Consider the following 15,074-nt stretch of genomic DNA (forward strand, 5'->3'; position numbering starts at 1 on the left):
GGTATCAAATATACTATGTGTCATTCCGCACTTGATGCGGAATCCAGTCTTTTAATTCCTCTGGATTCCCGCTTTCGCGGGAATGACAGACGAATCCTGTCAAGGTGGGACTGCGACGAGACTGCAGTGAATTACAAGTTAAAAATCTTGAAGTTTCTTTTAATATCTAATACAATCAGCCTCAATATAAATAAGGAGTGAATAATATGACCGAATATAAAAATATCAGGTTCGAGTTTGCCGAAGGAGTCGCGCGGATTATTTTTAACCGTCCGCCCTTAAATATCCTTAATATCGAAATGATGAAGGAAATCAACCAGGCACTGGAAGGACTGGTCGAGGAAAAGGATTTGCGCCTGATAGTATTTTGCGCTGAGCACAAGGCGTTTTCCGCCGGGGTTGACGTGGGCGAGCACATGGGCGACAGCGCCGCCGAGATGATAAAGATATTTCACCAAATCTTCCGCTTTATGGTAAAAATTAATAAGCCGTCGCTTGCCCTCGTTTACGGTTCCTGCCTGGGCGGCGGATGCGAAGTGGCGCTCTTCTGCGATATGATATTAGCCCGCGACGACGCTAAATTCGGGCAGCCGGAAATACAGGTCGGGGTCTTCCCGCCGGTCGCCTGCGTGGCACTGCCCAAGATAATCAATCAGAAAAAAGCCTTGGAACTCCTCTTAACCGGCAGCATCATTTCTGCCGCAGAGGCAGAAAAGCTGGGATTGGTAAATAAGGTCTTCCCGGCAGACCAGTTTGAAGCGGAATCCAATAAGTTGATAGGTAAAGTAGCCTCTTTAAGCGCACCGGTCTTGAAATTCACCCGCAAAGCCGCCATGGGAAGGTCTGACAAGGAATTCCTAAACCATCTGGAGGAAGTGGAAAATATCTACCTTAACTCGCTGATGCTGACCAAAGACGCCAACGAAGGATTAAAAGCGTTTATGGAAAAGCGGAAGCCCGAATGGAAGAATAGATAAAGCCATCCTGCTAATACAGCCCCACTCTGCTTCCCTCCGCGTAACTCCCTGTAATCGGGATGGGGTGGGGTAAAAGTATTTAACCAAATTAAAATATTTTAGTTGACAAATGAATATAGTTGGATTATACTTGCCATTAATATAAAGCTGAATCCTGATTAATTGAGTTCACATCTTTGCGTATTGCAGCAATCAGGGGAAGTAGTCTATAGCAATATAATATGTAAAAGGAGGATTTATGCTGAGCAAGGTAAAGCAAGCCGGATTAATTGTGCTTTTGGGCTGGATGGTTTTAGGCTTAGGTATTAATGCGGAAGATGTTACATCGGGTTCATCTGCCGGCAATGAAACTACATCTACCTCAAATGAATTAGCCGGATTTTCTCAAGCCGTTCTTAAAGAAGAAATTACCAAGGCATCGGATAATCTTGATTCATCCAATACCCAGCTCCAATTCACAGGGAACAATACCTTGCATGTTAAGGTTGACTCATCCGGGACAGAAAATTTCTCCGAGGCGGGCCAGACTAAAACCTGCAAACATTTTATAACCTGGGACGAAGGTGATTTGTTCGGATATTTTTGTATGGGTTATTTAAAGATAACCTTTGACTCGAACGTTGTGGAAGCGGACCATGTTACATCCGGGGCGTTTTCTACCGGCATATCAAGGAGGGGGACCGGCTGGATAATCGTTGACCCGTGGATGTGGTATTACGAGGGTGTGCCTGCCAGCGACCCGAACCGCTTGGCTTTTAGCATAACATGGAAAAGCAAGCAGGCCGGAACAAGCTCTTTTACTTATAGTATTACAAATAGCAGTGGGACGATAATCAGGAATTATTTCCTCACCGGCACGGTCCATAATATGCAGGCGGTTCCGGCGGTGGTAGATTTCGCACCGCAAATCCAGCCACCCGCCGCGCCGAGTAACCTGGTTGCTACAGCGGTTTCCTCATCGCAAATCAATCTTACCTGGCAGGACAATTCGAATAATGAAGATGGGTATATTATAGAAAGCAAAACCAGTTGCCACGACCCGTTTGTCCAGATTGCGGTTGTAGAATCCAATCCAGAAGCGCCCGCCGTTACTTATTCTCATACGAATCTTTCTCCGGGCACGGTTCATTATTACCGGATTAAGGCTTATAATGTGGCCGGCAATAGCGTACCATCCAATATGGCCGCGGCTGTTACCTTTGCTCATATCCCGACTATAGATGAAACTATTACCGAACTTAATAATGTAAAAGCGGGTATTATCAAGCCGGGGCTTTACCAATCCTTCTCTGACCGTTTAAATGAAGCAAAATCATATCTTATTATAAATGATTATAAATCAGCGCTCGGCCCGCTTAATTCTATCGCCAAGAAATTAGCAGAATTAACGGATGCCGAAATGACCGCTGAAGCGCGGACGGCTTTTGGTTCTTCACTTGCCGCATTGATAGATTATCTGACGCTTCTTTCCGGTTTGCCGACTACGGTTGATTTGTATCTCGTAGAAGGCGGCTGTTCCAATGTGGTGCATATAGAAACTGCTAACGGCATAATCAGCACAACTTTGAGCGGAAGTCTTAAAGTTAGTATTGAACCGACAAGTAATGCGGATATTGCTTCGGTCACTATCATTAGTTCTGCCTACAAAGGAACCCCGATAATAGTAAACGGTACAAACTTCGGGAAACTTGATATTGCTAATAATACCGAAGCCCTTTCAGTTGGTACTCTTAATCTTAAAACCGGCGAAATAGTCATTACGTATAATGTAATAGTAAAGAGTGATTTACTTGTAACAGGTGAGAAAGTGACGATTTCCCTAAAAGGCACATTTTCACCTTTAGGACTGAATAAAGGAATAGCTATATTAATTGGCGAAGGAACGTTGCCTGCGACAGTGCCATTATTAGGCGGGGCGAAATTTAATCTGCTGGCGATGGCTGGAGGGATAGAGGCATTGGTTCTGAAAATAGAACTGGTAACTAAAAATAATGATGGCGAAATCGTGCCTGTTGGAGAATACCTGCCCGTTTCCGACCCTACACCGGAAATAACACTTAACGACGTCCAACTTTCAGATGTATCTATTAATGCTAATGGCATTATTTCACTTATCGTCAGCGGAACGGTTAGAGACCCCTTGGCTGATATTTTGACAAATGGTCAAGGGCGCATCGCTTCTGTTAAAATCTTTGCTAATGGAGAACAAATCGCAATCGCGCAGGTTACCGGGCAATCCGAAGCGCCATCTTATTTCCGCCCCTTTGCGTGGAAGGGAACCTTTACTGCTCAGATTAATTTCCCTGCCGCTAACCCCGATTTAACGGATTCCAATATTATATTCGTAGAAGCGGAGAATATAATAGGTAATGCTGGTTCGGACAGCCTTACCATAATTACCTATCTTGATGAAACTGGACTTAAAGCATCTAACATAACGGCTAATACAGGATCGTTAACAGGAGATTATTATCCCCTTATGGTTGAGATTAGCGGCAATAAACAGGCGGCTTTAAGCGGTAATATCGCAGGGAATTTCTTTAACCAAGATTGGAATATTATTCCTATCAGTTACAGTCCGGAGCATTATTTGTTGGGCAAATATAAAGACGGAAAAGGAAACCAGCAAGTCTTTGTGGTAGTTAAAAAATTACCAGAAGGGGTAGATGTTGCTACGATAAAAACGCCTGTTCAAGTGACCGAAGGGAAAAACAACACTCTTGAAGCAAAGCTTGTTGATAATGAAGGAGACGAAATTGCCAAAGCCGAAGTTTCTGTAATTGAGTTAGAACTTATCATAACACACAAAAGCAAGAGCCAGAATAATTGCCCTAAACTTAATGAAGAATTCCCTGTATATTGCATAGTAAAACTGCGCGAAGGAAAAGATTTCAAGTATTATTATAAGGGAGAGAAGCCAACTGCCGAGGATTTAAAAGATCTGAAATACTGGGATAAAAAAAGCTATATTTATGAGTTTAAAAGTAAGGTAGAAAGCAGAAACATTCAATTGGTGGACAAACTAACCATTCCTATAGATAAGCTTGACGAATATCCTAATAAGATTGAATATAAATGGTTTGAAATATCGGCTTCTAGAGATCCTGATATAAGCAATAAAATACCCTCCGATCCTGAACGCAAAGGACATTCTGGTGTTACTGTTAGGTATGCAGCAAATCCTATTGCTGGCTGGGATAAATGGAAGCATCTTAAGAAATTTACTCAACCTAAAGAGGAGGGGTGCCATTACTATTTTGCGAAAGTTACCTTGTATGACGATAAAAATAAATTAATCATGTACTCTAAAGAATTTCCTGATAATTCGGTTAAATTAACTGGGGCAACAGGAAAACTAGCCGCAATGTATGAAGCCAATGCGCGAATTAAATTTGCCCATAAAGTTTTATGCGGGGGGTATGCGGGCAATGAACGAACCATTTGGGAGTGGGCGCGAACACATTTAGGATTACCCTACGGCTTAGGAGCCAAGGATAAATATGTGAACGAAGATTGTAGTGGATTAGTATGTTCCGCGGGATTACAATCTGGTTTAATTCCCCAAGGGGAAGTGGACATATGGTCTGTAGCGGACATGGTTGATATGGCTAAAGGAATAAAAAAACCAAAGAAAATACTGTATCAAGTGGGCGAGGGAGAAGGAGCAACTACGGAAATCCTCCTTCAAAAACTCAGAGAAATAGATACAGGGGAGAACGGGCCTATTCAACAGGGTGATTTAATTGCCCATGGTAAATCTTGGGCAACACCAAGTAGAGAAGCAAAATATCCTTCGCATATTGTAATAGTTGAAACTATTAAGAGAGATATTTTGGATAGAATAACTGAAATTGTAGTTATAGAATCCGTGGGTTATGACGATATGGATGATGCAGAAGACCGAATTAATCAACAGGCTGTTCAGCTCCCAAAAAACGGGACCGAATGTACTCGTCGTACAGATTACATTGCTACTTACTTAAATCTAAAAGGAAAAACTTTCGAAACGAACAAAGAAAAACCGTATATTGGAAAGTTTTGGGTGCTTAGATTCGGGGAAAAACCGAAGAAAAAATAATATGATAAAACTAGTATTGTTAAGCAGTTTATTATTATGCTTTGGTCTAAGTAGTGGCTGTCTTTCTGTAGAACAAACGAATGAACGCTCCGATTGGGATTTTCAACCAGAAGGCCAAGGAATTAAAGATTTTGATGCGTTTAAAGAAGATCTGATTAGTTTATCAAAGACAAATGCCGCTCCTTTTGGTGATGGTGATGGAGCAATTCGCCGGTTAATATATCTAATGACTTGGAAACAAGCATGCGTATTATATCGTACTGATAAAGATTTTCCTTTCCAAGTATTTCTTCTTTATCTCATAATGAGCAAGCATCAGTTTAATCAGGGCGTTTGGACAACCAAGGATGTTATTGATTTACTTGGCATTCCTGATGGTATTTGGTTCGGAATGCGTTTTCCAGCTATGGACAGGGAGAGTGTGAACAACCAAAAAGATGTTATTAGCTATCTTGAGGCAACAGGGAATATTTTGCAGACCGCTTCTTTGGTTTATACAGGTTGCGGTTCAGTGAGCGATAGTATGTCCGGCTATATTTTGCATTTTGATGAAAAAGGGCACTATTGCGGAATGACCCCCGCAAATTGAATGGGTTAGGAATAGACACGGTGACGCATACCGCCCGGCGAAACCAGCTAAACATTTGACTTCTAAGGTACGGTTTCAATAAGATACCCACTAATAAATTATCCCAATAGAAAAGCTGTTAGGTGTTCAAGGAATTCGGGACTCCTTATTAAAACTTTCCCCTTGACATTTTGGGCTAACATTATTATAGTATCATTGTTTTAAGTGTGGCTACGGGTAGATTTAAGCGCGCGGGAGGGTAGATTCAAGCGCGTGGACGGGTAGATTTAAGCGCACGGGAGGGTAGATTCAAGCACGTGGAAGGGGAGATTTAAGCGCGTGGAAGGGTGGATTTAAGCGCACGGGAGGGTAGATTCAGGCGCGTGGATGGGGAGATTCAAGCGCGTGGAAGGATGGATTCAAGCGCGTGGAGGGGTAGATTCAAGCGCATGGACGGGTAGATTCAAGCACGTAGGAGGGTAGATTTAAGAGCGTGGGAGGTAGGGCACGGGGGTAGGGTGGTATCGGTCTCGCGGCAAGGTTTTTAAAAAGATTTGTCATCTAATGTGCTAATATATAAGGGGTTATAAATATGACAGCGCCAACCGATAAAATTTTATTCAAGGCAATCCTGCGGGCGCCTTTTTTCGACCATGCGCCCGAAGAAGAAGTGGAGAAATGGGCAAAAAACACCATTGATGCCGCCCAAAAAACATACTCCCAAAGCAAAAAAGCCATCCGGACAAAAAAAGACTACGAGGAAAAGATAGCCAAACCAGCCGGGGAGATGATAGATAAATTTATTTCAAAGGGAAAGTATAAAAGCCACGAGCAAATCATGAATAAGTTGAAGGATGGCAAGAATCTGGCGGCGAAAAAGTTTTTCGAGAAACGCAAACGAGCATATGAATCCGGCAAATTCGCCGATGACGTCCAATTCAGCAAGAAATTCTACGCCCAAAAGTGGGTAAAATATAACGGGCCTTTAAGAGGCTACAAAAAAGGCGGAATAAAAGGACTGGGCGCATTGGCCGTGATGGCGTTATCCGCGGATAAAGACTTAAAGCAGTTTTTGAAAAAAGATACGGATAAAATTATTGATGGCGTCCCGTTCTCTATTGCTTTGCCGGATAAGGCCGGCAAGTTCAAGAACGCTTTAAGAAACCAAATCACCCGCTCCGGCAAGTATATTATCATGATGAAGTGTGATGAAAAAATCATGCGGGGCGAAAGTGAAATTGTTAACCAACTGGCAAATAAATATCGGTTACCGGAAATAACCCCATTTGCATCAGGCGGCGCTTCACATATAGATTTTATCGCCATAGAAATACCTAATCCCGCCCCGCTCCACTCCGTTTCGGGGACACCCGATTATAGGAAGTCCTCGAAGGGGGCAAAGCCGGGTGAAATGATAAAACAGCTTGGGCTGGATGTGCAGGTTTCCCATGGGTAATAGCAATCCCTTACGGGATACCTGCTGGTTTATGTATCACCGGCGAGTGATAAGTTAAACGGATAAGGTGACGTGCGAGGCATCCTTCTGCCGTTGTTTAGCGTATTCCTGGTTACGCCATCGCCGGCTCAAGCTCTTTTTCCCTGCCGGCCATCTTGACGGATATTTTTTTGGACACGCCGGATGTTTCAATCGTTACGCCATAGAGGCGATCCATGGTAAGCATGGTCTTCTGGTTGTGCGAAATAACGATAAACTGGGTGGTGGCGATATATTCTTTCAGGAGGCTGATAAACCTGCCGACGTTTGTTTCATCCAGCGCCGCATCGGATTCGTCCATAATGCAGAATGGGCTGGGCCTCAGCTGGAAAATCGCCATCATCAATGCCAGCGCGGTCATGGTCTTTTCTCCGCCGGAAAGCAGCCTTATGGAAGTGGGCTCTTTCCCCGGAGGCTTGGCGATGATATCAACCCCGGCTTCTAAGATATCATCACAGCGCTCAATATCTTCCGGGTTAACCGGCTCAGCAGGCGCCTGGGGAGGTGGAGTAGCGGTATTTTCTGGATTAGCTTCTTTCGGTGCCCCGGTTTGTTCAGCATGCTCATCAACTCCTTCGTTCGCGACGGACTCCGAATATTTAGGAGAGCAAAGAATCAGCTCCGCCCTGCCGCCGCCGAATAACTTGCGGAAAACCGTATTGAAGTTTTCCTGGATTTTATTAAAGACTTCCAGCATTTTTTCCCGGCTTTCCCGGTTCATCCGCCGGATAAGGTCCTGCAAGGATTGCTTGGATTTTACCAGGTCCTGCTCCTGCGTATCGTATAATGCCAGGCGTTCTTCAAGCTCCTTAAGCTGGTCGATGGAGGAAAGGTTCACATCAACCATCGTTCCCATCTTTTCCTTCATCTCGAAAACCTGCCGGTTTATCTCTTCCCAGTTAATCGTCTGGTCATCCGTATAATTCTGATGGAGCTCTTCAATATTATTTCCGGTTTCTTCGGTCACTTTATCCCGGATATTCTGAAGCGTCAGTGAATATTCCCGCTCCTTTAGCCCCAATTCGTTGAGCCTGGCTTCTTTTTCCTGGATTTCGCGGGTGGTTTTATTCTCGTCTGATTTCCGCTCGGCAAGCGACGCTTTTAACTGCCCCATCTGGTTGGTATAATCATCCAGCTTAGCCTGTATCTGGGCTTTCTCGGAATTTAAAGCGTTTAGCTTATTGCCGGATTCAACGCAGGATTCTTCCAGTGCCTTTATTTTGGCTTGGCATTCGGTTATGCCGTCTGATGTATTCTTAAGAGAGGCTTCGGTCTGGGCAACCTGGTTATTCAGCTGTCCGATTGAGGTGTTAAGCGATTCCTGCCGCTCGTTAGTTGAGGAAATATTCACTTTTAATTCCGTTATCGCATGGCTGAAAGTTTTCTTCTTTTCCGTATATTCATTGATGCTGTGCCCCAGGGCATCCATTTCCGCCTGAAGCGTTACCAAATGGGCTTCCATGTCTTTAATAATTTCCGCGGTTGAGGTGGCGCGCTCAGCCAGGTTATTCACCTGCGCGTTGGTTTCATTCAGTTCCAGCTCGTTTATCTCGCGTTCTTTGCCCAGGAGTTCGATTCTCCTCTGGAATTCCTCCTGTGATTTTCTCTTGTCAAGCAGAGCGATTTCATGCTCGTAGATGCTCTGGCGGCATCTCTGCTTTTTGCCTTCCAGCTCGTTTATCTCGCCTGCTTTGCTCGCCTTCTGCTCTTCCAAAAGTATGATATTATCTGAAATGGTCTTGAGCTCGTCTTTTAATGCAGAAAGTTCGGTCTTCCGGGAAAGTATGCTGATGCCGGACTCGACCACTCCGCCGGAAATGATGCCTTCGGCGGTAATCGTCTCCCCTTCCATGGTAACGACCGGCCGGAAAGGCTGGTTATTGCCGGCAATGACGCGCGCGGTATCCAGATTTTCCGCCAGGATATAAGAGCCCAAGAGCCATTCGACGATTGATTCAAACTCTTTTTCCGCCCGCACCACCTGGGAGACCTTGCCCAAAACGCCCGGAAGGCTGGGCAGCGACGGATTAAGGTTAAAATTATTATTTATGGATTCCAACGATATGGTAATGACTTTTTCCTTGCGGTTTTTCTTTACGAAATCGATGATGCGCAGAGAATCGGCCGTGGTCTTTGTGACGATTGCCTGCGTATATTCGCCTAAAGCCGCTTCGATGGCGGTGACGTATTTCGGGTCGACTTTTATGATATCGGCCAATATTCCGCAGGCGGACAAAGTCGGCTCGGCCGCGGCGGATTCCGGAGTAGCGGATTGGTTATTCTTTATCGCCTCCAAAACCGCCTTGACGCCGCTGGTCAAACCCTGGTTATGCCCTTCCAAATCCTCGAGGATTTCCTTGCGGGATAATTTCTTATGCACCTCGGCCTGGTATTGGGCGATATTTTTCTCTATCGATTCGAGGTCATCGCTTAATGATTTTGATAATTGCTCCAGCTGGGCATTTTCGTTCTTCAGGGATTCCTTGTTCGCCTGGACTTCAGAAACTTCTTTGTCAAGAGACGCCATGGTCTCGCTTATCTTATTCAGTTCCGAACCGATTTCTCCCTGGCGGCTTTGGCATTTCTCGCGCCGTTGGGTGAGGTTTTTCAACTCGGCCTGCATGCCTGTCAAATCGTTCTGGTATTGGGCTTTTTTATGGGTGGCGGAAAAGACGTCATTGCGCTTGGATTCCAGGCTTTCATGGACGGTTTTCTCCTCTTTGACTATTTGTTCCAAGAGGTTATTCTGCTCAAGGAGCTGGTTGGAAAGCGCTTCCGCTTCCTGTTTTGCCGTTTCCAGGAGGTGCATCGTTTCGCAGATGGTCTGACGGGTGGCAATCGCCTGCCCTGTTAAGGCGGCCAGCTCTTCCTTGGCGCGGGTTTCCTCTTCCTTGAGCTCTTCACAGCGTTTTGTATTGTGCTCAATCTCGGTCGAAAGGGCTGAAATCTGCGATGATACATTCAACAGGCTTTCCTGCTCAGACTTTATGGTATTTTCAACCGTGATGATATTCTTTTCCAGGTTGATAATTGTTTCCTGCAAAGGGGCAATTTGCACTTTCAGGCTATTTACTTCCCCGGTCAGGCCAGAAATAATCTGGGTAATTTCATTATGCTTGGTCACGACGGTATGATATTGGTGCAGGAATAAAGACGCCTTTTTTCGCTTCATCTCTTCGGCCATTTCCTTGTATTTCTGCGCCTTGGTCGCCATTATTTTAATGGAGCGTATTTCCCGCTTTATTTCCCTCGTGACGTCATTCAGCCTCAATAAATCCTGCTGGGCTTTTTCGAGCTTACCTTCCGCTTCCTTGCGGCGGGCTTTGTATTTGCTTATGCCGGCGGCCTCCTCAAATAATCCGCGGCGTTCCACGGGCGTGGCTTTAAGGACAAAATCAACGCCGCCCTGCTCGATGATAGAGTATGATTCCATGCCGACCCCGGTATCCATGAACAATTCACGGATATCCTTCAAGCGGCAGGTCTGGTTATTGATAAGGTATTCGCTTTCGCCGGAGCGGTAAAGGCGGCGGGTTATCGTTATCTCGTCGTAATCCATGGGCAGGGTTTTATCCGCGTTGGAGAATGAAAGGGAAACTTCGGCCATGCCGGCGGGCGAATTTCCATTGCCGCCGTTAAAGATAACATCCAGCATTTCCTCTCCGCGCATGGATTTGGCGCTCCGGTCGCCCAGCACCCACTTAAAAGAATCGACGATATTGCTCTTTCCGCAGCCGTTGGGGCCGACAACGCCGGTCAAACCGTCTACAAAGGAGAATTCCGTTTGATTGGCGAAAGACTTGAATCCCCGAAGCTGCAACCGACTAAGTTTCATAGATGATTTTATCGGTTGTAAAGAGTGCCATCTTAAGAAAAATCCGTTATAAATATTAAATATTTGAACTTGTTTAATCGCCCTGTTTTGTAAGAGAAGATAAGCGTTTAAAGGTTTAACGCCGCGGGATTTTTACTTTGACAGATTACCGATAAGATGGTATTTATTTTCTTAGTATTTCATAACTTAGGAAACCATAAAATGACTGGATTTAAGATACCGGAAGGATTTGTAACAAGTGAAATCAGCGGCGGCTGGGTTATAACCAAAACGTCCTACCGTGAAGTGCTGGAAAAAGAAGTCATTCCGCTCGTTGATAAAAGCACTCCTATCAGCGGTAAGGGCCGAGGAGGACTGCTCTCCTTTTCCACCGGACATCCGGATATCAAGCAGGTGGTCATCCGGCCATGCCGTCGTGGAGGAACCCTAACCGGACCACTTTTAAAAAGCAGTTACTGGGGAACCAAGCGCGCCATCAGGGAACTCTTTATCAATAACCTCGCCTTTAACAAAGGATTAGCGGTTCCGGAAATGCTGGGTATTATATTAAAACGGCCCCGCTCCACTTCGTTTCGGGAACACCCGATTGATAGTCCAGATAAAATCGGGGTGACGGCAGGAATGGGGCATCGAATGGGCTTTTTCAAGGCATTTGTAATAATGAAAGAAATCAGCGGGGCAATTGAACTGCCTGAATATATAGAAAGCATTAAAACCAGGGATAAAAAGGAATTATCTTTAAGAAAAGCGACTCTCTTTAAATCTGTTCTCGAAAGCCTGCTCAAGTTCCACAACGCGGGGTTTTCCCATCCCGACCTTAATATGAAAAACCTGCTTATTGCGACTGATGAAAAAGGCGGCTTAAAGACATGGATTATCGACCTTGATCGCGTTACCTATCATGAAAAACTCGGCTTAACCAAACGCATAAGAAACCTTGTCAGGCTGGCGCGTTCTATGGTAAAATTGAATATTGACCAGATAATTACCCGGACTGACCGATTATGGATGCTGAAGGGATACCTTAACGCGATCGGAGAAAACAACAAGCGCGCGTTAAAAGAGACAAACTATTTTTGTAATAGTAATATTAATTATCATAAATTTTTATGGAAAATACTGGGGAAATAAAAATGGAACCGCAAAAGATATTGATAAGCCTGCCTAATTGGCTGGGCGATATCGTGATGAGCATCCCAACCATCAAAGGAATGCGGTGGCTCTTTCCGGAAAGCCATCTGGCGGTGTTGGTCCATTCTAATTTCGCCCAGATATTTAAGCATAATCCCGATATCAATGAAATAATCATCCACACGCGCGGCGAGGGATGGAGAAAAATCTTCGGCAGTTTTAAAATGGCAAAAGATGTAAGGAAAAAGCGGTTCGATATGGCGCTGATTCTGCCCCGCTCCTTCAACTCCGCTCTGGTAACCTTCATGAGCAATATCCCGGAACGGATCGGCTATGAAGGTGACTCCCGCGGGCTCTTCCTGACCAAATCACTGCCGCGCAAGGATGACGTTATAAAACAACACCGTGTATATTATTTCCTGAACCTCTTGAATATATTTAACAAACCCGTCCCTTTTTCCGCCCCGCGCCTATACAGCGGCACGGAAGAAGAGCAATGGGCCGACGGCCTATTGAAACGCTTGAATATCCCCTCAAAGGCATTGCTCATCGGATTCAATGCCGGTGCCTCGCACGGGAAAGCGAAATGCTGGCTGCCGGAAAACTATATCGAATTAGCCCTTAAACTGATTAACTTTTACGACGCCTATATTTTACTCCTCGGCGGACCGGCCGAAACAAGGCTGAACTCCCGGATACTTAAAAAAGTTCCTAAGGATAAGGTAATTGATCTGTCGGGGCAGACGGATATTTTACAGCTGGCTTCGCTCCTCAAGCGCTGCCGTTTGCTGGTCACCAACGATACCGGCCCCATGCACATGGCCGCAGCTTTAACCACCCCGGTGGTAGCGATTTTCGGCTCGACCGACCCGGTAACGACCTCGCCTTTTGAACGCAGGCATGCCCTAATTTATAAAAAAGTATCATGCAGTCCATGCCATAAGCGCATCTGCCCGATTGACCATAAATGCATGACGCAAATAACGGCCGGCGAAGTGTTTGAAGCCTGCCAGGCAATGCTAAAAAATTACATATAAAGGAAATAATTATGAATCCGCCTGTTTCAGCCTGTGTCGTATGTTTCAACGAAAAAGACAATATCAAGAAGTGCCTAGAAAGCGTAAAGTGGTGCGATGAAATTATCGTGGTTGATTCCGGCAGCACCGACGGCACGGTGGAAATCTGCCGCCAGTACACGGATAAAGTCCATCATAACAAATGGCCCGGATTCGTCGCACAGAAAAACCATGCACTTGACTTGGCAACTAACGACTGGGTATTATCATTGGATGCCGATGAATACCTTTCCGATGAACTCCAAAGTGAAATCAAATCTATCTGGGAAAAAGGCGAGGTGACAGTCAATGCCGGATTCTATGCGCCAAGGAAAACATTCTATCTGGGCAGGTGGATTCTCCACGGCGGATGGTATCCGGATTACAAACTCAGGCTGTGGAAAAAAAGCCTGGGCAAATGGGATGGGATTGACCCGCATGACCGTGTTGAACTTAAAGAAGGCAAAACCGTAAAACTAAATCATCCGATTATACATAATAATTACATTGACCTTTCCGACCAGCTTGAAACAGTAAACAAATTCTCCTCCACTGCCGCGCAGGCGCTTATCAAGGAAGGCAAATCTTTCTGCCTTATTAATCTTATCTTCCGCCCGCCTGTCAAATTCATAGAAAACTATTTCTTCAAACTCGGCTTAATTGACGGCATGGCCGGCTTGATTATTGCGGTCAACTCGGCGTTTTATGTGTTTAATAAATACGCCAAAATGTGGGAGTTAAAGAAGAAGGATAAATGAAAATCGCGCTAGTAATCTATCACTATTCCGACTCCAAAGGCGGGGTGGAAAGATATGTATCTGATTTAAGCAAAGGATTAATTAAACTAAGGAATGAAGTCCATATCTTTTGCCATACGATTGACGTCCCTGTCCCAAAAGAGATAATCTTCCACCAGGTGCCGATATCCGGTAAGTTCTATTCTCCGTTAAAACTTGCATCTTTTGCCGAGAATTCCGCGCGCCTGCTAAAGAAAGAAAAGTTCGATGTCATCCAAGGATTCGGCAGGACATATTACCAAGATATTCTCCGTTTCGGGAGTGGAATTCACTGGGAATACCTGAAACAAAGGCATCCATCAATGGCTAACCCAATCGGCAGGTTTATACAATTGATTAATCCGCATAACCGGGCGATTATGCACTTGGAAAGGAAATCACTCCTGCCGGGCAACTATAAAAAGGTTATCTGTATTTCCAACCTGGTCAAGCGCGAAATCCAGCGATATTATAATGTGCCGGAATACGATATCACGGTGATTTATAACGGGATAGACCCGGAACGCTTTACGCCGGACAACCGCACCAAATACCGCGATTCAATCCGCAAGGAACTTAATATAACCGAGAAAGACTTAATGGCGCTTTTTGTCGGATCGGGATTCGAGCGCAAGGGATTGCGGTATGCCATAGAAGGAATCGCCAGGGTGGATAAAGAAATCCCGATTAAACTGGTTGTCATCGGGAATGGCGCGACAGGTAAATATAAATTCCTGGCAGATATAAAAGGTATAGGAGACAAAGTCATTTTTGCGGGGACAAAATCAAATATCGAGCAATACTATGCCGCATCGGATATTTTTATATTTCCGAGCCTATACGATGCCTTTGGTACGGCGGTATTGGAAGCAATGGCAAGCGGATTGCCAAGCCTGGTGAGCAATCAATCCGGCGCTTCAGAAGTAGTCTTCCACGGAACCGATTCCTTTATAATAAATCCTCATAAGACTGATGAGCTTACCAAATATCTCACTGACTTATCCAACCCTGCCCGCCGGGAGAATATAGGTAATGCCGCGCGCCAAACAGCGTTAAAGTATTCATTCGTAAACAACCTTAATTCTACTTTGGAAGTTTATAAGAAAATTACATAAAAAATATAAAAGACTATGGTGTGTGTTTAGACATAAGTTTAATT

General features: G+C 44.9%; 9 protein-coding genes. 8 read left to right on the forward strand and 1 reads right to left on the reverse strand.

Translation table 11 applies throughout. The features are described 5' to 3' along the window. Window positions 1-206 precede the first annotated feature (206 nt). The 4 genes from HY811_05460 (at window position 207) to HY811_05475 (ending at window position 7,079) form a co-directional block, all read left to right on the forward strand. Complete coding sequence (locus HY811_05460) at window positions 207-977, forward strand: enoyl-CoA hydratase/isomerase family protein (protein ID MBI4834247.1); 771 nt, start codon at window positions 207-209, stop codon at window positions 975-977. A gap of 238 nt (window positions 978-1,215) precedes the next feature. Then, complete coding sequence (locus tag HY811_05465; protein MBI4834248.1) at window positions 1,216-5,055, forward strand: fibronectin type III domain-containing protein; 3,840 nt, start codon at window positions 1,216-1,218, stop codon at window positions 5,053-5,055. A gap of 1 nt (window position 5,056) precedes the next feature. Next, window positions 5,057-5,644, forward strand: a complete 588-nt coding sequence (locus tag HY811_05470; GenBank protein ID MBI4834249.1) for a hypothetical protein — start codon at window positions 5,057-5,059, stop codon at window positions 5,642-5,644. Between the two features lie 571 nt (window positions 5,645-6,215). Then, window positions 6,216-7,079 carry a hypothetical protein gene (locus HY811_05475; GenBank protein ID MBI4834250.1) on the forward strand — a complete coding sequence of 288 codons (864 nt, stop codon included), beginning with the start codon at window positions 6,216-6,218 and terminating at the stop codon, window positions 7,077-7,079. 112 nt (window positions 7,080-7,191) lie between these two features. Here HY811_05475 and smc read toward each other — a convergent pair whose 3' ends face one another. Next, a complete protein-coding gene (gene smc / locus HY811_05480) occupies window positions 7,192-10,953 on the reverse strand; it encodes a chromosome segregation protein SMC (protein ID MBI4834251.1) in 3,762 nt (1,253 codons plus the stop codon). Between the two features lie 201 nt (window positions 10,954-11,154). Here smc and HY811_05485 point away from each other — a divergent pair, with 201 nt between their 5' ends. From HY811_05485 to HY811_05500, 4 genes are read left to right on the forward strand one after another with little or no spacing between them, the layout of a single operon-like run. Then, window positions 11,155-12,084, forward strand: a complete 930-nt coding sequence (locus tag HY811_05485) for a hypothetical protein (protein MBI4834252.1) — start codon at window positions 11,155-11,157, stop codon at window positions 12,082-12,084. Between the two features lie 2 nt (window positions 12,085-12,086). Further along, the gene (gene waaF / locus HY811_05490; protein ID MBI4834253.1) at window positions 12,087-13,121 is read left to right on the forward strand and encodes a lipopolysaccharide heptosyltransferase II; all 1,035 of its coding nucleotides are present in this window, start codon (window positions 12,087-12,089) and stop codon (window positions 13,119-13,121) included. An 11-nt stretch (window positions 13,122-13,132) separates the two neighbouring features. Further along, window positions 13,133-13,897 (forward strand): glycosyltransferase family 2 protein, encoded by a 765-nt coding sequence (locus HY811_05495; protein ID MBI4834254.1) that lies wholly within the window; start codon window positions 13,133-13,135, stop codon window positions 13,895-13,897. Continuing rightward, window positions 13,894-15,030, forward strand: a complete 1,137-nt coding sequence (locus HY811_05500) for a glycosyltransferase family 4 protein (protein MBI4834255.1) — start codon at window positions 13,894-13,896, stop codon at window positions 15,028-15,030. Before HY811_05495 ends, HY811_05500 begins: the two co-directional genes overlap by 4 nt. Window positions 15,031-15,074 lie beyond the last annotated feature (44 nt).

It is taken from the genome of Planctomycetota bacterium (assembly GCA_016207825.1).
Taxonomy (GTDB): Bacteria; Planctomycetota; MHYJ01; order JACQXL01; family JACQZI01; genus JACQZI01.